25 protein-coding genes are annotated in these 22,077 nt (G+C 64.8%); 12 read left to right on the top strand and 13 right to left on the bottom strand.

Annotated features, from left to right (window positions below; all coding sequences use genetic code 11):
• The first annotated feature begins 290 nt into the window (after window positions 1-290).
• From O0879_RS24000 to O0879_RS23990, 3 genes are read left to right on the top strand one after another with little or no spacing between them, the layout of a single operon-like run.
• Window positions 291-779, top strand: coding sequence for a TadE/TadG family type IV pilus assembly protein (locus O0879_RS24000; RefSeq protein ID WP_251351861.1), 489 nt, complete (start codon window positions 291-293; stop codon window positions 777-779).
• Window positions 779-1,390: a TadE/TadG family type IV pilus assembly protein gene (locus O0879_RS23995; protein ID WP_289919157.1), complete on the top strand. Its 612-nt coding sequence runs from the start codon at window positions 779-781 to the stop codon at window positions 1,388-1,390. The genes O0879_RS24000 and O0879_RS23995 overlap by 1 nt, the downstream gene beginning before the upstream one ends.
• On the top strand, window positions 1,390-2,730 hold the full coding sequence (locus tag O0879_RS23990) for a VWA domain-containing protein (RefSeq protein WP_289919156.1): 1,341 nt from the start codon (window positions 1,390-1,392) through the stop codon (window positions 2,728-2,730). Before O0879_RS23995 ends, O0879_RS23990 begins: the two co-directional genes overlap by 1 nt.
• A 4-nt stretch (window positions 2,731-2,734) precedes the next feature.
• On the opposite strand, the gene O0879_RS23985 is transcribed toward O0879_RS23990, so the two are convergent.
• The 4 genes from O0879_RS23985 to O0879_RS23970 form a co-directional block, all read right to left on the bottom strand.
• Complete coding sequence (locus O0879_RS23985; RefSeq protein WP_077401676.1) at window positions 2,735-2,893, bottom strand: XapX domain-containing protein; 159 nt, start codon at window positions 2,891-2,893, stop codon at window positions 2,735-2,737.
• On the bottom strand, window positions 2,890-3,087 hold the full coding sequence (locus O0879_RS23980) for a DUF1427 family protein (protein WP_251351864.1): 198 nt from the start codon (window positions 3,085-3,087) through the stop codon (window positions 2,890-2,892). The genes O0879_RS23985 and O0879_RS23980 overlap by 4 nt, the downstream gene beginning before the upstream one ends.
• 8 nt (window positions 3,088-3,095) lie before the next feature.
• Window positions 3,096-4,946 (bottom strand): amidohydrolase, encoded by a 1,851-nt coding sequence (locus O0879_RS23975; RefSeq protein WP_289919155.1) that lies wholly within the window; start codon window positions 4,944-4,946, stop codon window positions 3,096-3,098.
• Between the two features lie 70 nt (window positions 4,947-5,016).
• Window positions 5,017-5,670 carry a hydrolase gene (locus O0879_RS23970; protein ID WP_251350751.1) on the bottom strand — a complete coding sequence of 218 codons (654 nt, stop codon included), beginning with the start codon at window positions 5,668-5,670 and terminating at the stop codon, window positions 5,017-5,019.
• A 215-nt stretch (window positions 5,671-5,885) separates the two neighbouring features.
• On the opposite strand from O0879_RS23970, the gene O0879_RS23965 reads away from it, so the two are divergent.
• Window positions 5,886-6,128, top strand: a complete 243-nt coding sequence (locus tag O0879_RS23965; RefSeq protein ID WP_289919154.1) for a hypothetical protein — start codon at window positions 5,886-5,888, stop codon at window positions 6,126-6,128.
• A 16-nt stretch (window positions 6,129-6,144) separates the two neighbouring features.
• On the opposite strand, the gene O0879_RS23960 is transcribed toward O0879_RS23965, so the two are convergent.
• Complete coding sequence (locus tag O0879_RS23960) at window positions 6,145-7,866, bottom strand: methyl-accepting chemotaxis protein (RefSeq protein WP_289919153.1); 1,722 nt, start codon at window positions 7,864-7,866, stop codon at window positions 6,145-6,147.
• Between the two features lie 291 nt (window positions 7,867-8,157).
• Between O0879_RS23960 and O0879_RS23955 the strand changes: the two genes are divergently transcribed.
• The 6 genes from O0879_RS23955 (at window position 8,158) to O0879_RS23930 (ending at window position 12,905) form a co-directional block, all read left to right on the top strand.
• Window positions 8,158-9,528 (top strand): DEAD/DEAH box helicase, encoded by a 1,371-nt coding sequence (locus tag O0879_RS23955; RefSeq protein WP_099664857.1) that lies wholly within the window; start codon window positions 8,158-8,160, stop codon window positions 9,526-9,528.
• Window positions 9,529-9,770: 242 nt separating this feature from the next.
• Complete coding sequence (gene otnI, locus O0879_RS23950; RefSeq protein WP_251350756.1) at window positions 9,771-10,571, top strand: 2-oxo-tetronate isomerase; 801 nt, start codon at window positions 9,771-9,773, stop codon at window positions 10,569-10,571.
• Between the two features lie 88 nt (window positions 10,572-10,659).
• Window positions 10,660-11,478, top strand: coding sequence for a hypothetical protein (locus O0879_RS23945; protein WP_289919152.1), 819 nt, complete (start codon window positions 10,660-10,662; stop codon window positions 11,476-11,478).
• Window positions 11,463-11,924 (top strand): hypothetical protein, encoded by a 462-nt coding sequence (locus tag O0879_RS23940; RefSeq protein ID WP_099664860.1) that lies wholly within the window; start codon window positions 11,463-11,465, stop codon window positions 11,922-11,924. The genes O0879_RS23945 and O0879_RS23940 overlap by 16 nt, the downstream gene beginning before the upstream one ends.
• 83 nt (window positions 11,925-12,007) lie before the next feature.
• Entirely contained in the window at window positions 12,008-12,424 is a 417-nt protein-coding gene (locus O0879_RS23935; protein WP_289899228.1) for a VOC family protein, read from the top strand.
• Between the two features lie 109 nt (window positions 12,425-12,533).
• The gene (locus tag O0879_RS23930; RefSeq protein WP_251350759.1) at window positions 12,534-12,905 is read left to right on the top strand and encodes a TraR/DksA family transcriptional regulator; all 372 of its coding nucleotides are present in this window, start codon (window positions 12,534-12,536) and stop codon (window positions 12,903-12,905) included.
• 187 nt (window positions 12,906-13,092) lie between these two features.
• On the opposite strand, the gene phbB is transcribed toward O0879_RS23930, so the two are convergent.
• Complete coding sequence (phbB, locus tag O0879_RS23925; protein ID WP_289919151.1) at window positions 13,093-13,839, bottom strand: acetoacetyl-CoA reductase; 747 nt, start codon at window positions 13,837-13,839, stop codon at window positions 13,093-13,095.
• Between the two features lie 232 nt (window positions 13,840-14,071).
• On the opposite strand from phbB, the gene O0879_RS23920 reads away from it, so the two are divergent.
• Together O0879_RS23920 and O0879_RS23915 are read left to right on the top strand one after the other, a co-directional pair.
• Window positions 14,072-14,392: a hypothetical protein gene (locus O0879_RS23920; protein WP_289919150.1), complete on the top strand. Its 321-nt coding sequence runs from the start codon at window positions 14,072-14,074 to the stop codon at window positions 14,390-14,392.
• Window positions 14,393-14,478: 86 nt separating this feature from the next.
• Window positions 14,479-15,345: a universal stress protein gene (locus tag O0879_RS23915; protein ID WP_289919149.1), complete on the top strand. Its 867-nt coding sequence runs from the start codon at window positions 14,479-14,481 to the stop codon at window positions 15,343-15,345.
• Between the two features lie 21 nt (window positions 15,346-15,366).
• On the opposite strand, the gene O0879_RS23910 is transcribed toward O0879_RS23915, so the two are convergent.
• The 7 genes from O0879_RS23910 to O0879_RS23880 all read right to left on the bottom strand — a co-directional run bounded on the left by O0879_RS23910 (window position 15,367) and on the right by O0879_RS23880 (window position 21,973).
• On the bottom strand, window positions 15,367-15,726 hold the full coding sequence (locus O0879_RS23910; protein WP_077401630.1) for a hypothetical protein: 360 nt from the start codon (window positions 15,724-15,726) through the stop codon (window positions 15,367-15,369).
• Between the two features lie 196 nt (window positions 15,727-15,922).
• Window positions 15,923-16,489: a glycine zipper domain-containing protein gene (locus O0879_RS23905; RefSeq protein WP_099664866.1), complete on the bottom strand. Its 567-nt coding sequence runs from the start codon at window positions 16,487-16,489 to the stop codon at window positions 15,923-15,925.
• A gap of 125 nt (window positions 16,490-16,614) precedes the next feature.
• Window positions 16,615-17,358, bottom strand: a complete 744-nt coding sequence (locus O0879_RS23900) for an amino acid ABC transporter ATP-binding protein (RefSeq protein WP_099664867.1) — start codon at window positions 17,356-17,358, stop codon at window positions 16,615-16,617.
• Window positions 17,355-18,047 carry an amino acid ABC transporter permease gene (locus tag O0879_RS23895; protein ID WP_289919148.1) on the bottom strand — a complete coding sequence of 231 codons (693 nt, stop codon included), beginning with the start codon at window positions 18,045-18,047 and terminating at the stop codon, window positions 17,355-17,357. The genes O0879_RS23900 and O0879_RS23895 overlap by 4 nt, the downstream gene beginning before the upstream one ends.
• Complete coding sequence (locus O0879_RS23890; RefSeq protein WP_289919147.1) at window positions 18,047-18,724, bottom strand: amino acid ABC transporter permease; 678 nt, start codon at window positions 18,722-18,724, stop codon at window positions 18,047-18,049. The genes O0879_RS23895 and O0879_RS23890 overlap by 1 nt, the downstream gene beginning before the upstream one ends.
• A 20-nt stretch (window positions 18,725-18,744) precedes the next feature.
• Window positions 18,745-19,575, bottom strand: coding sequence for a transporter substrate-binding domain-containing protein (locus tag O0879_RS23885; protein WP_289919146.1), 831 nt, complete (start codon window positions 19,573-19,575; stop codon window positions 18,745-18,747).
• 259 nt (window positions 19,576-19,834) lie between these two features.
• Window positions 19,835-21,973 carry a serine hydrolase gene (locus tag O0879_RS23880; RefSeq protein WP_289919145.1) on the bottom strand — a complete coding sequence of 713 codons (2,139 nt, stop codon included), beginning with the start codon at window positions 21,971-21,973 and terminating at the stop codon, window positions 19,835-19,837.
• Between the last annotated feature and the right edge of the window lie 104 nt (window positions 21,974-22,077).

Here is a 22,077-nt window from a genome sequence, read left to right as displayed (position 1 = left end):
TTGCTTACATTGCAGCATTTTTGTTGCATCACCTTGCAAAACAAGTCCTTGCCTGCACGCAGGACAATCCTGACACCAGGCCTGTTTTCATACCCGCGCATATTACTCCCGGCCCTGTAGCGACGGGGCCGGCACGTTTGAAATAACGCAGTTAATTGTGATTATCTTGACCTGTAATAATTTAAATGGCGGACACACCCTTGAAAATCGATATAGAATAATTGCCAGTCAAATGGCGCAATGCCATCCGCCCGACATTCGTCATCGCGGAACTTAACCGGATTATTCCCATGCGCTTAAAACAGGCCGATTCCCGCATATTCCGCAAGCAAAGCGGACAGGGTGGCGCCACCTTGGTCGAATTGGCCCTGATAACACCGGTCTTTCTCATGCTGATAATCGGCATCATTGAATTGAGCATGGCTTATTTTGCCAATATGACCATGCAGCACGCGGTGCGCGAAGGGGCACGCTATGCCGTCACGGGGGCCAAGGACCTCGACCCCGACAGCGCCAACCAGCAGCGCTACCACGCCGTCATGCAAAAAATACGCGACAGCTCCATGGGCATGTATGACAAGGTCAGCCCCGTGATCTCCGTCAACGGCAGCGATGCGGTAGGCGCCGCCATGTTCGGCCAGGCCGGCGATATCGTCGTCATTTCCGTCGATTGCCGCTGGGCGTTTGCCACGCCCATGATCCGTGCCCTGTTCCGCGATGGCCAGGCGCATTTCGTGGTGGCGGCCACCATGCGCAATGAAAGCTTTGGCGGTCTGTGATGCGCGCACCCACTCCCCGTTTTCCGCGCCGCGCCGCGCGCGGCATCGCCGCCATCGAATTTGCCATCGTGCTGCCCTTGCTGGCCTTGCTGCTGTTCATGCTGGCCGACCTGTCGCGCGCCATCCAGGCCAAGACCATCCTGCTCAATATCAGCCGCGAAGGCGCCAACCTGTCCGCGCGCGCCACGTCCGACCTGAGCGGCTCCAGCCAGGGCATCATGAATGCGCTGGCCGCCAGCACGCCGCCGCTGGACATGCACGGGCGCGGCATGATCTACATCACCAAGATCATAGGTTACACGGCGCAGAGCGGCTTGCGCAATATCGTGCTGGAACAGTACCGCTGGGACGCCGGCGCGAAGGCCAGCGGCTACCTGCCCGCCAGCCAGGTGTGGCAATGCGGCAGCTGGCGCGATGGCACGTGCACCGGCATCGCCAAGGACGAATACGCCCCCACGGTGTCATTGATGCAGAACCAGCTGGCCGATGGCGAACTGATTTACGCCGTGGAAACTTTCTACAATTTCGACATGCTGTTCGGCACATTGAAATTTGGCAACAGCACGACGCCCGTGCTGGCGCCCAACCTGACTTCGATGACGGTATTCTGATGCGCATTCCACACAAGCGGCAAGGCGGGCAAGTCCTGGTCATGGTGGCGCTGTCGGCCGTCGTCCTGATCGCCTCCGTGGGCCTGGCCATCGATTCGGCCCTCGGCTACTTCGTCAAGGCCAAGCTCAACGCGGCCGTCGACTCGGCCAGCCTGGCGGCGGCGCGCGGCGTCACCGCGGGCAACTCGGAAGAGGAACAGCGGACCAGGGCGCGCCAGTCGGCAAAGGATTTTTTTGACGTCAATTATCCGGGCCACTTCCTGCTGTCGACGCCGACCCTCCATCCCGTCGACGTCACGTTCGACAAGGGTACCGTCACCATCGACGTCTCGGCCAGCGCCTCGCTGCCCGTCTCGCTGATGGGCGTACTCGGCTTCAAGACCCTGGACGTGGCCGCCAGCGCGCAAACCATCCGCAAGGACCTGGACATGGTGCTGGTGATGGATACGTCGCGTTCGCTGGAACACAATGCGGACGCCGTGCGGGCGGCGGGCAAGTCTTTCCTGAACAAGTTCAACGCCACGGTCGACCGGGTCGGCTTGCTGCACTTCGCCTCGGAAGCGCAAATCGACGTCCCGATCAGGCAGACCGACCGCGGTTTCGACCGCGGCGGCATGACCATGAAAGGTGGAAAGATCGATCAATTCGCCTTCGTCGGCGGCACCAACTCGTCCGCCGGCATGTTCCAGGCGCGCAAGCAGCTGAACGACATCGCGCAGGTCGACCGCTCCAGCCTGCGCGTCATCGTGTTTTTCTCCGACGGTTCGCCGGCGGCGTTTTCCTCGTACTTCCCCAACAAGGACAACAAATGCAAGGACGCAGGCGGCCTCGCCACCTTTCCGAAACTGCAAAACCCGGCATTGGCGGGCCTGTACAGGATGAAAGTGAGCGACTCGCTCCAGTACGGCGATTGCGCCGCCAGCCAGATCACCGCGCTTCCCGCATGGTATAACGCGACGAATGACGCGGCGCTGCGTGAGTTTCCCATCGTCACCAACTCGCCCCGCGTCGTGACCGCTTCCACCGCCACGGCGCAGGCGCAATGGACGAATGTGCACCGCGCCTCGCGCAACCTGGTCGAAGCGATGGCGGCCAAGGCGCGCCAGGAAGGCATTTTCGTCTTTACCCTGGGCATGGGCGCATCGCTGAAAACCAAGGAAGGGCCGGACAGCGAGCTGGGCGAAGACTTGCTGCGCTGCCTGGCCAATACCACCGATGCGAAAGCGGCTTGCCGCAAGCCGGCCGAACCCGTGGGCCTGTATTGCTATGCGGCCAGCGACAGCGACCTGAGTCCCTGCTTCACCCGGCTCGCCTCGGCCATCCTGCGCCTGTCCAAATAAGCGCCTAACCCTGCCACTGCCCCGCCACGACAAAACCCAGGGTCATGGCCACCACCATCGCCGCGCCGGTGGGCGTGGGCGGCGTGGGCGACGGCAGGTCGAACCAGCGGCACACGGCCCCCACCAGCAATCCCAGTACCGATCCTGCCAGCATGACGTTCATGGCGCCTCCCCTTGCGTTTCACGGCGCTGCAAATACAGGCCCGTGAGCCAGTAGCCGCAGCTGGTCAGGAACACCAGCAGCGCGGCGCCCAGCACGGGCGGCGCCGGCACGGGGATGTGCGCCAGCTGGCAGACGAATCCCACGACAAAGGCCAGCAGCAGGCCCAGGATGACTTTCTTGTAGTACATGCTCATTTCCGCTCCTAGAAGGCGAAGCAGCTGCAGCCCAGCGTGCCCCAGAAACCGGAGAAATCGCTGATCGGCACGGCCGACTTGCGCGCCCGGTCGTGGGCGTGGGCGTGCACGCCGCAGGCGCCCGCGCACTGGTGCGGCATGGCCGCCTGCGCCGGCCTGGCCACGGGCCGGTAATGGCCCGGCACCGCACGCACGGGCGACCACTCGGGCAGCACGGGAATCGGGGGCGGCGCCAGGGTCGTGAATTCCGCCTGGCCGTAGACGACCTTGCCGCCGACGATGGTGAGCACGGATTCGATGGACTTGATCGCCTCTTCCGGCACCGTGAAATAATCGGCCGACAGCACGGACAGGTCGGCCAGCATGCCCTCGCGGATGCGCCCCTTCTTGCCTTGCTCGCTGGAAAACCAGGCGCTGCCCGCCGTCCACAGTTCCAGCGCCGTGTCGCGCGACAGGCGCCCCGCCGCATCCGTCAGGGCCAGGCCGCCCACGGTGCGCCCCGACACGAGCCAGTACAGCGCAGTCCACGGGTTGTAGCTGGCCACGCGCGTGGCGTCCGTGCCGCCGCCCACGGGCACGCCCGCGTCCAGCATGCGCTGCACGGGCGGCGTGGCCTTCGCCGCCTCGGCGCCATAGCGCTCGACGAAGTACTCCCCCTGGAAGGCCATGCGGTGCTGGATGGCCAGGCCGCCGCCGAGCGCCTTGACCCGGTCGATATTTTTCGGGCTGATGGTTTCCGCGTGGTCGAACAGCCAGTGCAAGCCGCCGAACGGCGTGTCGCGGTTGACCTTTTCGAACACGTCGAGCATGCGGCCGATCGATTCGTCATAGGTGGCGTGCAGGCGGAACGGCCAGCGCTGCTCGACCAGGTGGCGCACGACCTTTTCCAGCTCGTCTTCCATGCCGGCCGCCAGCTCCGGGCGCGGTTCGAGGAAATCCTCGAAGTCGGCGGCGGAAAACACCAGCATCTCTCCGGCGCCGTTGTGGCGGTAAAAGTCCGTGCCGTCGCCCGGCTTGACCATGCCCGTCCACTTCTGGAAGTCCTGCAATTCCGCGCCCTTGTTCTGCGTGAACAGGTTGTAGGCGATGCGGATGGTCAGCTGCTCTTTTTGCGCCAGCTCGTCGACGACGGCGTAATCCTCGGGATAATTCTGGAAGCCGCCGCCCGCGTCGATGGCGCTGGTGATGCCCAGACGGTTGAGTTCGCGCATGAACTGGCGCGTGGAATTGACTTGCAATTCGCGCGGCAGGGTCGGGCCTTTCGCCAGGGTCGCATATAAGATCATGGCGTTCGGCCGGGCGATCAGCAATCCAGTGGGATTGCCGGCAGCGTCGCGCACGATTTCGCCGCCGGGCGGGTTCGGCGTATTCTTGTCGTAGCCGACGGCGCGCAGGGCGGCGCGGTTCAGCAGGGCGCGGTCGTACAGGTGCAGGATGAAGACGGGGGTGTCGGGCGCGGCCGCGTTGATCTCGTCGAGGGTCGGCATGCGCTTTTCCGCGAACTGGAATTCCGTCCAGCCGCCCACCACGCGCACCCACTGCGGGTTCGGCGTGCGCAGCGCCTGTTCCTTGAGCATGCGCAAGGCGTCGGCCAGCGAAGGCACGCCTTCCCAGCGCAATTCCAGGTTGTAGTTCAAGCCGCCGCGGATCAAGTGCAAATGCGAGTCGTTCAGGCCGGGAATGACGGTGCGGCCAGCCAGGTCGATCACTTGCGTGGCGGGGCCGCGATGACGCATCGCGTCCTCGACGTCGCCCACGGCGAGAAATTTGCCATCGGCGATGGCGACGGCGGACGCCAGCGGCTGCGCCCTGTCGACCGTGTGGAAACGGCCATTGAGCAAGATCGTGTGTGCATGCATGGGAACTCCCGATTCAGGTGAAGGATACGCCCCCGCCGGCGGGCGGCAGTGGCGCGATATCAATAAAATCTCAATGGCCTTCGCTGGCATTGAACATGGATTTGGCGTAGATCAAGCCCAGGCCATAGCCGCCGCCGTGCGCCACGGCCGTCGCCACCGTCTCGTTGTAGGTCTCGCCGCGGGCCCAGTCGCGCTGCAGTTCCAGCAAGTATTGCACGGACGTCATCGGCTGCGCGCCCGCCTGTATCATGCGCTGCATGGCCATCGCATGGGCTTCGTCGGAGACGTCGCCGCTGGCGTCGGCGATCACGTACACGTCAAAGCCCTGCTCCAGCGCCGACAGCGCGGGGCCGACGATGCACACGGACGTCCACAGGCCGGCCAGCACGATCTTGCCCTTGCCGTAGCCATTCACCTTGTCGGCGATGCGCGCATCTTCCCAGGTATTCATGCTGGTGCGGTCGATGGGCGCCTGCTCCGGGAAGACGGACTGGATTTCGTCAAAAATAGGGCCGGAGAACGATTTGGCCGCCACCGTCGTCAGGATCGTCGGCACCTTGAATTCCGCGGCCGCCTTGGCGACCAGGGCCGCATTGTTGCGCAGCAAGGCCAGGTCGATGGAGCGCGTGGCGAACGCCATCTGCGACTGGTGGTCGATCATGATCAGGGTGTGGTCGTTCGGGGTCAGCAGTTTTTGGGCGGCTTGGGCGGTAGCGATAGGCATGATGTTTTCCTCAGTGAAAATAATTGAATATCAAAGTAGTGGTATCCGGCCCGCACAATCTAGCGCCTTCCTTCTTGCGCTGCCATGTTGCGTGTCAGTGATAGGTAGTATGCACGCACAAAAAGGAAAACAAAAACGGAAAGAATGCCAAGCTATATTCGATTTTTTCGATGATATAAAATAAGCGCACCGCAACCAATCGCACGGAGGAAAACATGGGGTTCGAATTCAGGATCGCGGCCAGCCTGACGGCCGGCCAGCGCCAGCACATCGAACAACTGCTGGCGGCGCTGCCGCAGGCGGCCGACGGCATGCCCGGCACGGACGCCAGGCTGACGGATGCCGGCCTGTATGTATGCCAGTACCTGCGCCCGGAACCGTGGCACGGCCTGGACGCCGTGCGCGCCTGGCTCGATGCGCAGGGCGTGGACTACGCCGTCGCGGAGATCGACGACTAGGCTTGCGGCGCTCGCCCTAGAACTCGTCCCACGCATCGTCCTCCGGACGCTGTTTCTTGGTCGAAACTTGCGGCGCATGGGGCTGCGCCCCCTTGGCGGGCAGGCGGACGGCGGCGCGCGCCGCCTTGAGCGGCACTGGACGGCGCGCGGCGGGACGGGACGCCAGCGCCGGCGTGGCGGCCGCCTGCGCCGTCTTGAACACGGCCACGGCGTCGGCCAGGCGGGCCGCCTGCTCCTGCATGGCTTCGGCCGCCGCGGCCGCCTCTTCCACCAGCGCAGCATTTTGCTGCGTCACCTGGTCCATCTGGCCGATGGCCCGGTTGACTTGCTCAATGCCGGAGCGCTGCTCGTCGCTGGCGGCCGAGATATGCCCGACGATGCTGCTGACCTTGTGCACGCTGTCGACGATCTCGTGCATCGTGCGGCCCGCCTCGTCGACCAGGCGCGCACCGCTTTCCACCTGCGCCACGGAATCGTTGATGAGGGCCTTGATTTCCCTGGCGGCACTGGCCGAGCGTTGTGCCAGGTTGCGCACTTCCGTGGCGACGACGGCGAAGCCGCGCCCCTGCTCGCCCGCCCGGGCCGCTTCCACGGCCGCGTTCAAGGCCAGGATATTCGTCTGGAAGGCGATGCCGTCGATCACGCCGATGATGTCGACGATCTTGCGCGAGGAATCGTTGATCGAGCCCATGGTGTCGACCACTTGCGCCACCACCGCGCCGCCCTTGCCCGCCACGGACTCGGCCGACGCGGCCAGGCCATTGGCTTCGTGGGCGTTCTGCGCATTCTGCTGGACCGTGCCCGTCAGTTCTTCCATCGACGACGCCGTCTCTTCCAGCGAACTGGCTTGCTGTTCCGTGCGCGCCGACAGGTCGAGGTTGCCCGAAGCGATCTGGCGCGAGGCCGTGGCGATGGTTTGCGTGCCGCTGCGCACCTCGGTGACGATGCGCAGCAGGCTGGCAGTCATGTCCTGCAAGGCCTGCATCAGCTCGCCCGTCTCATCCTTCGAGCCCACCGCCACCGGCACCGTCAAGTCGCCTTGCGCCACCTGCCTGGCCACCTCGATGGCCGAACGCAGGGGCCGGCTGATATTTCTGGCCAGCCACATGGCGATCATGCCGGCCAGCAACACGGCCACCGCGCCGCCGCCCAGCAAGACCCAGCGCGTCTGCGCCTGCAAGCCCGCCAGCGCCTGCGAACGCTGCGCCAGCAGCGCCGTTTCCGCGTCGCCCACTTCCTTCAGCAACGCGCGCATGGCGTCCATGCCCTGCTTGCCCCGGCCCTCTTTTTCCAGCGCCAGCACGGGTTCGATGGGGGCCGTGCCCTGCGCCACGGCGCGCCGCAGGGCGATCACGGGGTCGAGCGCGCCGGCCAGCCAGGCTTGCTGGGCGGCATCGAGTTTCGCCAGGCGTTGCTGCTGGACAGGATTGTCGCTGGTCAAGGCGCGCGTCCTGTCGAGGTGGCTGCGAAACGAAGTCTTGCCCACGGTGTAGGGTTCCAGCGACGCCTCCGCGCCCGTGATCACGTAGCCGCGCTGCCCCGTTTCCATATTGATCAGGCTTTCCAGGATGGCGTCATTTTCACCGAGCACCTGGTAGGTGTGGGTATTGATGGCGTTGGCGTCGGCCAGTTTCGAGAAATTCAAGGTGGCTACTGCGACCAGGACGGCCAGCAGCAAGACAATGGCGCCGAAGCCGCCATACAGGCGGGTGGCGATGCGAAGGTCGGCAATGCGCATGGTATTCCTCCAGGAACAAGAACCCCGGCAGCGCGGCGATCCCCCCGCGCAAGGGGTGCAGGCGGGAATTCTACCCAGATTTACGCCAGGGCAGCGCGCCCTTGCCGCATTTTTCTTTACTTGCGGCATTGCAAACCTGAAACAAAACAGGCGCGTTTTTGCCATGCTGTTATACTTCGCGTGTGCGGCACATATGACCAGTCCCCTTGCCGCTGTCTTTCGACCCCTAATCTGATTGCCTGCGACTGGCGCCCCACGATGGCGACAGGCCGATCTCACAATAAAGTTACCATGTCCTTTTCCTCCCTCGGATTGTCCGACGCTATCGTACGTGCCGTTACCGAACACGGCTACACCGTGCCGACCCCGATCCAGTCGCAGGCGATTCCCGCCGTGCTGGCTGGCGGCGACTTGCTGGCCGGCGCACAAACCGGTACCGGCAAGACGGCCGGCTTCACCCTGCCCGTGCTGCACCGCCTGTCGACCGACGCCAATGGCGCAGCCATCACCAGCAACACCTCGACGCGCCCGATCCGCGCCCTGATCCTGGCACCGACGCGCGAACTCGCCGCGCAGGTCGAGGAAAGCGTGCGCGCCTACAGCAAGTACACGAAATTGAACTCGGCCGTGATCTTCGGCGGCGTCGGCATCAACCCGCAAATCAAGCAACTGAAACATGGCGTCGACATCCTCGTCGCCACGCCGGGCCGCTTGCTGGACCACATGGGCCAGGGCACCGTCGACCTGTCGAAAGTGGAAATCCTGATCCTGGACGAAGCCGACCGCATGCTGGACATGGGTTTCATCCGCGACATCAAGAAAGTGCTGGCCGTGCTGCCGCCGAAACGCCAAAACCTGCTGTTCTCGGCCACGTTCTCGGAAGAGATCAAGGCCCTGGCCGACGGCTTGCTGAACAAGCCGGCCATGATCGAAGTGGCGCGCCGCAATTCGACCGTGGAAGTGATCAAGCAAAAGATCCATCCCGTCGACCGCGACAAGAAACACCCGATGCTGTCCTACCTGATCAAGTCGAATAACTGGACGCAAGTGCTGGTATTTACGCGCACCAAGCATGGCGCGAATAAACTGGTCGAGCAGCTGGGCGCGGACGGCATCGGCGCCCTGGCCATCCACGGCAACAAGAGCCAGTCGGCACGCACGCGCGCGCTGTCCGAGTTCAAGGATGGCACCCTGCAAGTGCTGGTCGCCACCGACATCGCCGCGCGCGGTATCGATATCGACCAGTTGCCGCACGTCGTCAACTACGACTTGCCGAACATTCCGGAAGACTATGTGCACCGTATCGGCCGCACGGGCCGTGCCGGCGCCAAGGGCGAAGCCGTGTCGCTGGTCTGCGTGGATGAGCACGAAATGTTGAAAGACATCGAAAAGCTGATCAAGCAAACCCTGCCGCGCGAAGTCATCGAAGGCTTCGAGCCGGACCTGAACGCCCGCGCCCAGCCTGTGCAATTGCGCAGCGGCACCGGCGGTCACCGCAACAACAGCCGCGCGCCAGCCGGCGCCGTGGTGCGCGTGAAAACGGGCGGCAGCGGCGCCAAGCCACGCAGCGCCGGCCCATCGGGCGGCGGTGGCGGCGGCAACCGTTCGGGCAATGCGCCGCGTTCGGCGGCGAACCATCGCTCCGGCGGCCGCGGCCGTTAAAACGCGGCCTTAAAGCTACTGCGCGGGGCGCTATGGCGTTTGCGTTGCTCGCCGTACTCTTGTACGGCTGCGCGACTCGACGCAATATCACTCCCGCTCGCTACGCTTTCAGGCCCCGCTTTCCAGTATTAAAATACAATAAAACCGTTCCAGGACTTGCTCTTGGGACGGTTTTTTTATGCACGCCACCATTTGCCGATTTGGGCTAGGATAGTGCCCATCATCCTCACCTGCGTGCTGCCATGCCGAACTTCGCTGCCAACCTCAGCATGATGTTTACCGAACTGCCCTTCCTGGACCGCTTTGCCGCCGCCAGGGAAGCGGGCTTCGATGCCGTCGAATTCCTGTTCCCCTATGCCGTCGAGGCGCGGCAGATCGCCATGCGGCTGGAACGCCACCAGCTGCATCTGGCCCTCTTCAACTTTCCGCCCGGCGACTGGGAACACGGCGAGCGGGGCATCGCCTGCGATCCGCGCCGGGGCGAGGAATTTCGCGGCAACGTGCAACTGGCGCTCAATTACGCGCTGGCGCTGGGGGCGAAGCAGTTGCACTGCATGGCCGGCATCGTGCCGCCCGGCATGAGCCTGGAGCGGGCGCGGCAAAGCCTGATTGCCAATCTGCAATATGCGGCCGACGCCTGCCGTCCGCATGGCATCAACGTGCTGATCGAGCCGATCAACCGCTACGACATGCCCGGTTACTTCCTGAACCATAGCCAGCAGGCGGCCGACATCATCGCCGACTGCCAGCGCGGCAATGTCTTCCTGCAATACGACATTTATCACATGCAGCGCATGGAGGGGGAACTGAGCAACACCATCCGCGCCCTGCTGCCCCTGATCCGCCACATCCAGATCGCCGACACGCCGGGCCGCCACGAACCGGGCACGGGCGAGATCAACTACCGCCATCTGTTCAAACTGCTGGACCAGGTCGGCTACGCAGGCTGGGTCGGCTGCGAATACCGCCCCGCCAGCGACACCGTCGCGGGACTGGGCTGGCGCGAGCAATTGACGGGCACAGCGGGCACGCTGGGCGCCTGATCGCAGCGCGCTTGCGCCCGCACAAGGCGGCCGGCGCAAGCCGGCACGACAATACCTTTCCATACAGTATTTCCTGTCGAGAGGTGCCGTGTCCACCCTGCCCGCCCGCCATCGCCGCGCCCTTTGCCTGAAGCTGTACCTGAGCCTCTTCCTGGCTGCCGCGCTGTGCGGCTGCACCACCGCGCGCCCCGAGCTGGCGCAAGTGCGCGCCCTGGCGGCCGGCGCCGATGTCTTGACCGCCTTCAACGAACTGGCGCAGCGCCACGTGGACACTTACCAGCGCGCCCGCCCCTATCTGTCGCCGGCCGAAGACGCGCGCGAGCGCCTGCTCGATGCGCAGCGCCGCGCCGCGCAGGCGGACGTGGCGCGTTTGGCGCAGGCCGTGCGCCTGTACCTGCAGGCGCTGGGCCGGCTGGCCGATGCCGATGCGTATGACGTGCAGTCCGAACTGGCCGGCGCCGGCGCCGCCATCCGCGCCTGGCCGGGCAGCGGCATCGACGACCGCCATGTCAGCGCCTACACCTTGTTGCTGCAGCAACTATCGCGCCTGGGCGGCGCGGCCAGCCAGCAGGCGCACCTGGCGCAAGTGCTGCACGAGGGCGATGCGCCGCTGCAAGCCCTGTTGGCCGCGCTCGACAGCTTGCTGGCGCTGTACGACAAGAGCGGCGATAACGAGCGCGACATGGTGCTCGGCTTGCTCGACGTGGAAATCGCGTATGCGGACACGCCGCAGCAGCGCCTGCTGGCCGTGCTGGCGAAAAACATGCAGCAAAGCAAGACCGAGGAATACCGCCTGGCTGGCCTGCGCCATACCCTGGCGCGCCGGCAACTGGCGGCACTGGGGCGCGAACACGCCCAGCTCGCCGCCGCCCTCACCACCACGGAGGCAAGATGGACGGATCGGTAGGCAGCGAACGCCGCGAAGCGGCTCTCAGCAGCGCCATGCGCGTCGAGCAATTGGCCGACAGCCTGTCGCAGGCGGCCGTCACCTTGCACGGCGCCGTCATGCGCGCCATCCGCAAGCGCGCCAGCCAGGGGGGAAACGGCATCAGCCTGAGCCAGGCGCAAGCCGTCTTCGCCCTGGAAGTGGCCTTGCGCCAGCAAGCCAACCAGCTGTATGCCGATGCGGCCGGGCACACGGTGGCGGGCCTGGAAACGGCGCAGCGCCAGCTCAGCGGCCTGCTCGACACGGTACGCCTGCGCATCGCCCGCAACGACGACGTGCGGCACTGGATCAGCCTGGCGACGAGCTTGTTGCACCTGGGCAGCGCCGTCCTCGCCGGCAATCCCGAGCGCATCCTCGGCGCCCTGGGCAAGGTGCGTGAGCGGCTGCAAGAGATGGCGCCGGACTGATTGAAATCGGCTGGCAAGCGCCTATACTGGGACGTCCCCGCCTGGCAATCGTGCCTGCGGGACGATGACCAGAGGAGACCAACATGCGTATCGAACCGTATTTGCAATTCGATGGAAACTGCGCGCAAGCGCTGGAATATTACCGCCAGCACCTGCATGGCAGCGACCTGTGCCTGATGCCCTATCGGGGCTCGCCGGCCCAGGAGCAAGTCAAGGAAGACTGGTACGACAAGATCATGCACGGCTCCGTGCAACTGGGGCCGACCATGCTGATGGGCTCGGACGGCGGCTGCGACGAGGGCGCCAAGGGCATGAGCGGCAGCGCGATCTGCCTGACCGTCGACACGCCGGAGGAGGCGGAACGGGCCTTCGACGCGCTGGCGCGCGACGGCACCATCCAGATGCCCCTGGCGGAAACATTCTGGGCCAAGCGCTTCGGCATGCTGAAAGACCAGTTCGGCGTCGCCTGGATGATCAACTGCCTGAAAGAACCAGCATAGAACGGCCGCTGCCAGCCTGCGCCGCGTCAAACGCGGCGCGGGTGGTAGCGCAAGCAGAGTCGCCCATCCTGGACTACCATATAGGACAGACTCTTAACGGGTGATGGCCATGAATGGATTGCCGCAAGACCAGCTGCAGCGCCTGCAGGGCGTGCTGGAGCAACGCAAGCTGGCGTTGCTGGAACAAATCGAGAATGAAGCGGCCGAAGCGGACGCGCGCGCCTCGCTGCTCAATGAAATCGAAGCCTCGCCGGCCGACAACGCCAGCGTGCGCACCTTGAACGCCCTCGTCAGCGAAGCGGCCGAACACAACGTGGCGCAGCTGGCCATCATCAAGCACGCGCTGGCCAAGTTTGCCGACGGCAGCTACGGCCTGTGCGACAACTGCGGCGAAGCCATCGGCCTGTCGCGCCTGAATGCGCGCCCCGAAGCGCGCCTGTGCATCGATTGCCAGACACGGCTGGAAAAAGCCCAGCGCTGAACAGGGCAGCGGCGCCGCATGTCACCAGCCGTTGCAGCATGACAAAGGGCAAGGCATCGCTGCCCTGCCCCCTGCTTTCCTTCCTTGCTGCTGCCTTGCGTCCCCCGCCAGCTTCTGTGCGCCGGCTGGGTGGACGGGTCTCCTCTACTGCCATTGCCCTGCTTCAAGTATCCGGCTGCATGCCGGATCAACTCATGTGCTGCCCGCCATTGATGGCGATATTCGCGCCCGTGACGAAGGCCGCCTCGTCAGACGCCAGGTAAGCGACCAGAGCCGCCACCTCGTCCGGCTCGCCCAGGCGGCCCAGGGGAATCTGCGGCAGGATCTTCGTTTCCAGGATATCGGCCGGCACGGCCGTCACCATCTGCGTGCGCAGGTAGCCGGGCGAGACCGTGTTGACGGTGATGCCGTGGCGCGCCACTTCCAGCGCCAGCGCCTTGCTGAAGCCGTGCACGCCCGCCTTGGCGGCCGCATAGTTGCACTGGCCAAACGCGCCCTTCTGGCCATTGACGGACGAGATATTGATGATGCGGCCCCAGCGGTTGGCCAGCATCGGTTCGAGCACTTGCTTGCTCATGTTGAACAGGCTGTCGAGATTGGTGCGCATGACCTCGGCCCAGTGCGGCAATTCCATCTTGCGCATGCTCTGGTCGCGCGTGATGCCGGCGTTGTTGACCAGCACGTCGATCCGGCCGAACTTTGCCAGCACGCTTGCCACGGCCTCGCTGCAGGCATCGAAATCGCTCACGTCGACGGCCAGCGGGTGGAAATAATACTGCTGCGCCTGTTGTTCGTCGAGCCAGCTGCCCACCCGCGCATTGCCCGGCGTATGCGCCGCCACGACGGCAAAGCCCGCCCCATGCAGGCGCCGGCACAAGGCCGTGCCCAGGCCGCCCATGCCGCCCGTGATCAGTGCTACCTTTTGTTCCTTCATTGCTGTCTCTCCCCGCTTGTTATGGTTGTTCTGCGTGGGATCAAGTGTAGGTGGCACTTTTGAAGCGGGCATTGCGCCAGATCAAAGGCTGAGCCTGCGTATTGCAGCGTCCGTCTGCGCTGCATCCATGCAGAGACAATTATCAAAATTATACTCCCTGGAGAGGTGATGGCACCTCGACAGGCAAGTCGTGCGGACTTTGCTTGACGGTAAGATTCACAGGGAGAACGCGATGGAAATCCAGGACGACACAGCAGCATTGAGGGACTTGTTCAACGATATCAATCCCGGCATGAGCGACGTGGAATCCGTGCATCAGGCGGAGCTCGATCCACAGCATGCGCTGGCCCTGATGGCCAACCCGAAAGCGGCGCTGAAAGCCATGGGCATCCCCGTCAGCGATGCCTCGCAAGTGCAGGTGACGATGAAGAACCGCGCCAGCCGCGCCATGCTGGAGGTGGCGCAAAAGGCGGCGCAATTGCGGCGCGTCATCGTCATCGTGATTCATTACCGCAACTGCGACGCCGACATCATCATCATCGCCATGAGCTGAGGCAACAAGCACCGGCCGCAGTCGTGCGCGGCCGGCACCCGGGACTGTGCCAGAATGGCCACTACTGCACAGCGAGAGGACAGGCCATGACCTACAAGACCGTATTGCTCCACATCGACGACAGCGCCGGGCGCGCCGCCCGCATCGACGCGGCGGCCAGCATCGCCCAGGCGTGCGGCGGCCACCTGACGGGCGTGGCGCTGACGGGCGTGTCGCGCCTGCTGTACCAGAACCAGCCCGACCTCGATGCGGACCCGAACCTGAGCTTGCATCTCAACTTCCTGCGCGAGCGGGCGACGCGCGCCCTCGACGGTTTCGAGGCGCAGGTGCGCGCCGCCGGCGTCGCTTCGTTCGAACAGCGCGTGCTCGACGACGAGGCGGCGGGCGGCATCAGCCTGCTGGCCCGCTATGCGGACCTGGTCGTCATCAGCCAATACAATGCCAGCGATAGATCGCCGTCCGTGATGCGCGACTTTCCCGCCTATGTGCTGCTGCATTCGGGCCGCCCCGTGCTGATCGTGCCGTATGCGCCGCCGCTGCCTCGGCTGGCGCCGCCGGCGGCCGCGCGCAATGTGCTCATTTCCTGGAACGCCAGCAAGGAAGCGAGCCGCGCCGTGAGCGCCGCCCTGCCCCTGCTGCAGCGCGCCGGACAAGTCCACGTGGCCATCTTCGACGCCCAGGTGCATGCCGCCGAGCACGGCGAACAGCCGGGCGCCGAACTGACGCACTACCTGGCGCGCCACGGCGTGGAAGCGCGGCTGCATTTGCTCGATGGCGGTGGCGTGCGGCGCGGCGATATCGGCGAAGCGCTGCTGTCGCAGGCGGCCGACCTGTCGGCCGACTTGCTGGTGATGGGAGCGTATGGCCATTCGCGCCTGCGCGAAACCATCCTGGGCGGCGTCACGCGCACGATCTTGCAAAGCATGACGATCCCCGTGCTGATGGCGCACTAGGCGGGCGGACTGATGGCAGGACTAGCCGCCCTGCCAGGGCTGGCTGCGGATCTTCGCCACCTGGCGCTGCGCCAGCCACTGCCACAGCTGCAGGGCCGCGTCCTGCGGCAGGGCCGACATGTGGCGCGGCGTGGCCAGGGCGATTTCACAATCGCGGTCCGACCATTCCTCGAAAGTGACTTCGCCTCCGCTAGCGACCTCGACCTGATACATCAAGCCATCGTCGTAGCCAAAGCGCAACAGGACGGCGGCCGGGCTGCCGTCCGGCGTGACGGCGCCGCCGCGGTACACCTCGGCCAGCGCATCGGCCAGCTGTGCCGGCGAGGGCGCGCAGATGTCGCGCCCATCGGCCCGTGTCAGAATGAACCATGCCTGTGTCATGACGCGCCCTCCTATCCATACTCGTTAGCATGCGAGGCAAGTACTACGGGCAGTCACCTTGGTCCAGTGTCACTTCGGGCGCGCGGAAACTATCCCTGTCGGCATTGTTTACCAATAATTACTAATACTAACAAGGATCATACCTAAATTTCATGCAGCGCGGAATTTATGCATCTTGCGCCACAGAAGCGCCAATTCACGCCACCAGCACGGGAATGCTGAGCGGATCGAAATCATGCCAGTCGCCATTGGCGATCGTGCCTTCCGCTTCCTCGATATGCTCGGCGCCCAGCCGGTGCAGCGCCTCGAGCGCCCGTTCGCGCTCGTCGAGGCCGCCCAGCGCGACGGCGATCAGCATGCCCGGATGGCGTGGCTGGCGGCGGTTTTCACCGTTGTCTTCGCCATTCTTCTCGGCTTCGCCCGCTTCCTTCATCTTGTTGAAACTGTAGAGCGAGCCCACGTGGGCGCCCACCAGCGCCCCGACGACCGGCCCCAGCGGCCCTGTCGCCAGGGCGGTGGCCGCGCCGATGCCCGCGCCCAAGGCGGCCCCGACGGCCACACCTTCCACCACGCCCTCCGGCGTTTCCTTCGCGCCCGGCGACATGTCGCGGTCGCCACCCAGCGCGTGCAGATCATGCTGCCCCGGCTGGTTGACAAAAAAGGCGCTGATGCGGCTGTCGGAAAAACCCGCCTGGTTCAGCGCGGCGCGCGCGACGTCGATCTGTTCCTGCAACTGAAAATGACCTGCGATGATGCGTGACATGATACGGCCCTCCTCGTCGGCTGCTGGCGCACCATGCGCCGCCTCGATAGCGTGCGCCAGACAACGCCAGGATACCGTTCGCTTACGCACACAGCCGCTTCTCCCATGCCCAATCATATGCTCACTCAAGCAGACGCGCTGAAGGGGCTGCGGATATCCGACAGGAATTGTTGTGCGCGCGCATGTTGAGGCCGCGCAAAGAAATCCTCGGGCGCGGCCCGTTCCAGCACTTGCCCGTGATCCATGAACCACACGCGGTCCGCCACTTCGCGCGCAAAGCCCATTTCATGCGTCACGCACACCATCGTCATGCCGCCCTGCGCCAGGTCGCGCATCACTTGCAGCACTTCGCCCACCATTTCCGGGTCCAGCGCGCTGGTCGGTTCATCGAACAGCATCAGCGGCGGCTGCATGGCCAGCGCGCGGGCAATCGCCACGCGCTGCTGCTGCCCGCCCGACAGGGCCGCTGGCATGGCGCGCGCCTTGTGCGCGAGGCCCACCCGTTCCAGCAGGGCCAGCGCCCGCTCTTCCGCTTCCTTGCGGCTCAGGCCGCGCAAGCGCTGCGGCGCCAGCGCGCAATTGTCCAGCACGGAAAGGTGCGGAAACAGGTTGAATTGCTGGAAAACAAAACCGATATGCGAACGGAAGGCGTTCACGTCCAGCCCCGGCGCGTGGATGTCCTGGCCCGCCACCGTGATGCGGCCCGAGGCGATCGGCTCCAGCCGGTTGATGGTGCGGATCAGGGTGGATTTGCCGGAACCGGACGGCCCGCACACCACCAGCACCTCGCCCTTGGCGACGTGTTCATTGATGCCGCTCAAGGCGTGATACTCGCCATAGTATTTGTTGACGTTGTCAAAGGTAATCATGCAGCCGCTTTCAAGAGTCGCGCCTGGCGCCGCTCGAGCCAGAAGGCGGCGCGCGACAGGCTGAAACATAAAACAAAGTACGTCATGCCCAGCAAGAAATACACTTGCACGGGTTTCGTCAGCACCAGGCCATTGACTTGCGAGGCGATGAACGACACTTCGGCCAGGCCGATGATGTATCCCAGCGAGGTTTCCTTGATGGTCGAGACGAACTGGTTGACCAGGGACGGCAGCATGTGGCGCAGCGCCTGCGGCAGCACGACCGTGCGCATGCTGTCCAGATAGTTCAAGCCCAGCGAACGGGCCGCCTCCACCTGTCCGCGCGGCACGGCTTGCACGCCGGCGCGCACGATTTCCGCCAGATAAATGCCGTCGAAGATGACGAGGGCCGCCAGCATGGTGCCGAATTGCCCGCTTTCATGGCCGGTGATGCTGGGCAGGAAGAAATACGCCCAGAAGATGACGAGCAGCAAGGGGATGCCCCGCACCACGTGGATCAGCGCGGCGACGGGCCAGCGCAGCAGGCGCCAGGGACTCAGGCGCGCCAGCCCCAGCAGCAAGCCGAACGGCAGGCTGAGCACCAACGCCAGGCTGGCCAGCAGCACCGTCAGCGCCAGGCCGCCCAGCGGCCCCTCGGGATAGCGGCCAACGAGGAAATACAGCCAGTAATCGTGGATCAGTTCCAGCATCAGGACACCTTCTTTTGCAGCAAGGCCGCCAGGCTGGCGATCAGCAGGGAAACGGCCAGATAGGCCGCGCTGGCAAAGACGAACGCTTCCACGCTGCGGAACGAGGCCGCTTCGACGCGCTGCGTCTGGTACATCAGCTCGGCCACGCCGATGACGGTGGCGATGCTGGTGTTTTGCCACAGGTTCAGGGTTTGCGACAGCAGCGGCGGTGCGGCCAGGCGCAAGGCTTGCGGCACGATGCACAGGCGCATGGTGGCGAGAAAGCCAAAGCCCAGCGCCCGGCCCGCCTCGAATTGCTGAGCAGGAATGGCGCGGATGCCGCTGCGGATGTCTTCCGCCATGTAGGCGGCCGTATATAAAGTCAGGGCCGTGACGGCACTGACGGCTTCGATATTGCCGGCATACAAGCGCTCCTTCCAGGCGTCGGGCAACAGTTCGGGCGCGCCGAAATACCAGAACAGGAAGTGGGCCAGTAAGGGCACGTTGCGGATCAGCTCGACATACGCGGCGCCCAGCCCGTTGAGCAGGCGCGACGGCGCCAGGCGCAGCATGGCCACGCCGCACGCCAGCGGCAGCGACAACAGCAAGGTGATGCCCATCAGGCGCAATGACAGCAGCAAACCGGACAGCAACCAGTCGCGGTAGTCGCCGGCCAGCAAAAAGTTCAGATCAAACATGCGGAAGAGTCAGGCAAGGTTCAGGCGTCGATCTTGTCCGATTCAATTTTAAATGTGCGTTTCTGGAATTTCACATTGCTCGTCGGGCCATACCATTTGAAGAACAGTTTTTCCGCCTCGCCCGACTTTTCCAGCTCCCGCAGCACCTTGTCGACGGCGGTTTTCACGCCCGTCTCGCCCTTGCGGATGCCGAAGGCAAACACTTCCTGGCTGATGTTTTGCGGCAGCACAATGTAATCCTTTTGCGCGGCGCCCAGCTTGGCGTAGTTGTTGAGCAGCGAGACTTCATCGTCGACATAGCCAACGCCCTTGCCTTGCTGCAAGCCGAGATAGGCCTGGCCCGCCGTCTCGAACGTCACCACGTCCACGCCGGGCACGGCCTTGCGGATATTCGGTTCCTGCGTGCCGCCCTTGACGGTCAGCACTTTCTTGCCGGCCAGGCCAGCGACCGTCGTGATATTGCTGCTTTTTTTCACCAGCACGCGCTGGCCCGTGTAAAACGTGGACAGGGAAAAATCGACCAGCGCTTCGCGTTCCTTGTTGTGCGTCAAGGATGCCGTCAGGATATCGATGCGGCCCTGCTGCAGTTCGGGAATGCGGGCGGCCACGGCCAGCTGCTTGATCACCGGCTTGACGCCCAGGCCCTGGGCGATGGCGCGGCACAGGTCCACTTCATAGCCGACCAGCTGGCGCGACTTGGCGTCGATGAAACTGTTCGGCTCGTCCGTGCCCAGGGTGCCGCAGACCAGCTCGCCCTTCACCTTGATGGCGGCCAGCTGGTCCGCTTGCGCCACCTGCGTGAAGGCGATGGAGGTGAAAAGAAGCGCGGCGAAGTGTAGGCGGGTCTGCATGGAATTCCTCTGGTGGACAATGAATGCCGCCATTAGACCGCAGCGCTCTTATTTCCAAAAAGGAATCTTTTCACCCTTGCTTATGCAGAATTCATCTAAGAACACCTATCAAAACCTACTGCGCGTCGTAATTTGCGGTCTGCGATGCTCACTGGCTCGGCGCCCCCGTACCTTCGTACAGTTGCGCTTCTCAAGCCAACGGGGGCGCCGAGCCTTCCTTCCGCTCGCTACGGTTTTGTTAGGTGTTGTAAGGCACCAACTAAGGCGCCAGCGCCTTCGTCTCGCCGCCCAGGCGGATGATCGCCGCCCTGGCGCCCACGGCGCCCGGATAGCGGGGGTCGAGCTGCAGCGCCTGCCTGTACGCCTCGAGCGCTTGCGGGCGCAAGCCTTGCTCCACATAAAACTCGGCCAGGCTGTCTTGCAGATTCGCGTCGCGCGGATGCAGGCTGGCGGCCGTCTGCAGCACGGCCATGCCTTGCGCCACGGCGCCGCCGCCTTTCAGGCGGTACGCTTCCAGGTTCAGCGCCGCCGGACTGGCCGCGCCCAGCGGGTCGCGGGCCAGCGCCAGGCGCAGGGCCGCGAGGGCGGGTTCCGTCTTTCCGGCGCGCAACAAGGTCAAGCCGTGCAGCGCATGCGCGCGGTCGCTGAGGGAATACAGTTCCACGGCCAGGCGGCTGGCCGCCAGCGCCGAATCCGCCTCGCCGCGCGCGGCCGACGCTTGCGCCAGATCAAGCAACTCGGGCACGAAATCGGGATAGGCGCGCTGGCCGCGGAAGGCCGTGCGCAACCGGCTATCCAGGGCGGCGATAGATGCCGAGGCGGGTGCGGCCGGCCAGGCGATGGCGGCCGTGCGGTCCCAACTGGCGGCCAGGGCCACGATGGCTTGCTCGAAGGCGGGATCGAAACGGGGCACGGTGCCGGCCTTTGCGCCTTGCGACAAGCGAACATAGTCGCGCGCAAACGCCAGCGCGCCGCCGCGCGAGTAGGTATTCAAGTCGACGCCCGATGCGCGCAATGCCCGGGCCATGCTGGCGCCGGCTGCGAGAAACACGCGGCCGCCCGCAGGATGGCGGGCCGCCTCGATGTAGGCGCGCGCCGCCTGGGCGTCGGGCGCCAGCGCTTGCCGGTTGATGTGCGTGAAGGCTGCGCGCGTGGCGGCCGCATCGGCATACGCCTGATCCGTGCGTTCGGCGTAGGCGCGGCCCTCCTCGAACAGGCCTTGCGCCACCTGGTAGGCGCGCTGCGCGCCCGCGTCGGCGATATACGTGTTCAGCTGCCACGGTTCACCCGTGACCACTTCGAACAGGCGCTGCACGAAGGCTTCGGGATTGACGCGCTCGAGATTGGCGGCGACGGCGATGGTGAGCTTGCGCGAAGGAAAGCTGTACAGGTAGGTAACGGTTTCCGGCTGCTGGCCGCCGTGGGCGATGGCGTAGCGCCCGCCCGTCGGCAGGATTTCCCAGCCCATGCCGTAATTCGTCAAGCGGCCCGCGCGCGTGGCCATCGGCTGCACCATGGCGGCCACGCTGGCCGCCGACAAGATCTTGCCTGCGTGAACGCCCCGGCCAAAGGCCAGCATGTCGGGCACGCTGGCGCGCGTGCCGCCGGCCGAAAAGCGGCTGCTGATGTCGACGAATTCCGAATTCTTCAACTCCTTGCCGGCTAGCCGGTAGCCGCGCACGCGGTGCGCGATCACGGCGTCCGAGTCGTCCATCACGGTGGCGTCCATGCCCAGCGGCCCCCACACGTGGCGCCGCATGTAGCCGCCATAGCTTTCGCCCGAGGCGGCCTCGATGACGGCGCCCAGCAGGTTGTAGCCATAGCTGGTGTAGCGGAAGCGCGTGCCCGGTTCGGCGATCAGGTCGAACTGCTCGAAGACGGCGATCGACTGGCGCGTATCCTTGTGCTCCTTGAAATGCTGTTCCACCCTGCTGTCGCGGTAGGCGTCGATACCGCCCAGGTGGCCCAGCAACTGGCGCACCGTCACGGGAAACGGCTTGACGGGAAAATACGGCACATAGGTTTGCACGGGCGCATCCAGGTCGATCTTGCCCTGTTCGACCAGTTGCAAAATGGCCACCGCCGTCATGGGCTTGGTGACGGACGCCAACCGGTAGCTGGACTGGGCCGTGGCCGGCACGTGGTTTTCCAGGTCCGCATAGCCGTAGCCTTTTACCCATTCCACGTCGCCCTGGCTGAAACCGACGGTGACGCCCGGAATGCGCTCCGCGCCCATGCGCCGGGCCGCCCAGCCGTCGAAATCGGCCAGGCGCGCGGCCAGCGCGGCGGAAGGAGCAGCGGGTGAAACAGAGGATGGGGCGGAGGCGGCCTGCGCCACGCCGCAGAACAGCGCCAGCGCGCCGGCGAAACCGTAGTATTTGCTGCTTTGCATAGTCATGATTCCATGGTGAGGGCCGTGTGCACAGCACGGCGCTGATGCATGGTAAGTGTCTTCCACACGCCGTTGGCGGGCCGTGCACGAAATGCACGTGGCCCGCACGA

It is taken from the genome of Janthinobacterium sp. SUN120 (assembly GCF_030397735.1).
GTDB classification, from domain to species: domain Bacteria; phylum Pseudomonadota; class Gammaproteobacteria; order Burkholderiales; family Burkholderiaceae_D; genus Janthinobacterium; species Janthinobacterium kumbetense.
Note: the sequence above shows the minus strand (reverse complement) of the source record. Positions and strands in the feature narration are given on the sequence as shown.

Coding starts and splice junctions, on each gene's coding strand:
- O0879_RS23940 (WP_099664860.1), top strand. CDS start 11,463: ATGGACGGATCGGTAGGCAGCGAACGCCGCGAAGCGGCTCTCAGCAGC.
- O0879_RS23915 (WP_289919149.1), top strand. CDS start 14,479: ATGACCTACAAGACCGTATTGCTCCACATCGACGACAGCGCCGGGCGC.
- O0879_RS23955 (WP_099664857.1), top strand. CDS start 8,158: ATGTCCTTTTCCTCCCTCGGATTGTCCGACGCTATCGTACGTGCCGTT.
- phbB (WP_289919151.1), bottom strand. CDS start 13,839: ATGAAGGAACAAAAGGTAGCACTGATCACGGGCGGCATGGGCGGCCTG.
- O0879_RS23905 (WP_099664866.1), bottom strand. CDS start 16,489: ATGTCACGCATCATCGCAGGTCATTTTCAGTTGCAGGAACAGATCGAC.
- O0879_RS23895 (WP_289919148.1), bottom strand. CDS start 18,047: ATGCTGGAACTGATCCACGATTACTGGCTGTATTTCCTCGTTGGCCGC.
- O0879_RS23970 (WP_251350751.1), bottom strand. CDS start 5,670: ATGCCTATCGCTACCGCCCAAGCCGCCCAAAAACTGCTGACCCCGAAC.
- O0879_RS23920 (WP_289919150.1), top strand. CDS start 14,072: ATGGAAATCCAGGACGACACAGCAGCATTGAGGGACTTGTTCAACGAT.
- O0879_RS23980 (WP_251351864.1), bottom strand. CDS start 3,087: ATGAGCATGTACTACAAGAAAGTCATCCTGGGCCTGCTGCTGGCCTTT.
- O0879_RS23975 (WP_289919155.1), bottom strand. CDS start 4,946: ATGCATGCACACACGATCTTGCTCAATGGCCGTTTCCACACGGTCGAC.
- O0879_RS23960 (WP_289919153.1), bottom strand. CDS start 7,866: ATGCGCATTGCCGACCTTCGCATCGCCACCCGCCTGTATGGCGGCTTC.
- O0879_RS23910 (WP_077401630.1), bottom strand. CDS start 15,726: ATGACACAGGCATGGTTCATTCTGACACGGGCCGATGGGCGCGACATC.
- O0879_RS23990 (WP_289919156.1), top strand. CDS start 1,390: ATGCGCATTCCACACAAGCGGCAAGGCGGGCAAGTCCTGGTCATGGTG.
- O0879_RS23995 (WP_289919157.1), top strand. CDS start 779: ATGCGCGCACCCACTCCCCGTTTTCCGCGCCGCGCCGCGCGCGGCATC.
- O0879_RS23900 (WP_099664867.1), bottom strand. CDS start 17,358: ATGATTACCTTTGACAACGTCAACAAATACTATGGCGAGTATCACGCC.
- O0879_RS23885 (WP_289919146.1), bottom strand. CDS start 19,575: ATGCAGACCCGCCTACACTTCGCCGCGCTTCTTTTCACCTCCATCGCC.
- O0879_RS23890 (WP_289919147.1), bottom strand. CDS start 18,724: ATGTTTGATCTGAACTTTTTGCTGGCCGGCGACTACCGCGACTGGTTG.
- O0879_RS23935 (WP_289899228.1), top strand. CDS start 12,008: ATGCGTATCGAACCGTATTTGCAATTCGATGGAAACTGCGCGCAAGCG.
- O0879_RS23930 (WP_251350759.1), top strand. CDS start 12,534: ATGAATGGATTGCCGCAAGACCAGCTGCAGCGCCTGCAGGGCGTGCTG.
- O0879_RS23985 (WP_077401676.1), bottom strand. CDS start 2,893: ATGAACGTCATGCTGGCAGGATCGGTACTGGGATTGCTGGTGGGGGCC.
- O0879_RS24000 (WP_251351861.1), top strand. CDS start 291: ATGCGCTTAAAACAGGCCGATTCCCGCATATTCCGCAAGCAAAGCGGA.
- O0879_RS23965 (WP_289919154.1), top strand. CDS start 5,886: ATGGGGTTCGAATTCAGGATCGCGGCCAGCCTGACGGCCGGCCAGCGC.
- O0879_RS23880 (WP_289919145.1), bottom strand. CDS start 21,973: ATGACTATGCAAAGCAGCAAATACTACGGTTTCGCCGGCGCGCTGGCG.
- otnI (WP_251350756.1), top strand. CDS start 9,771: ATGCCGAACTTCGCTGCCAACCTCAGCATGATGTTTACCGAACTGCCC.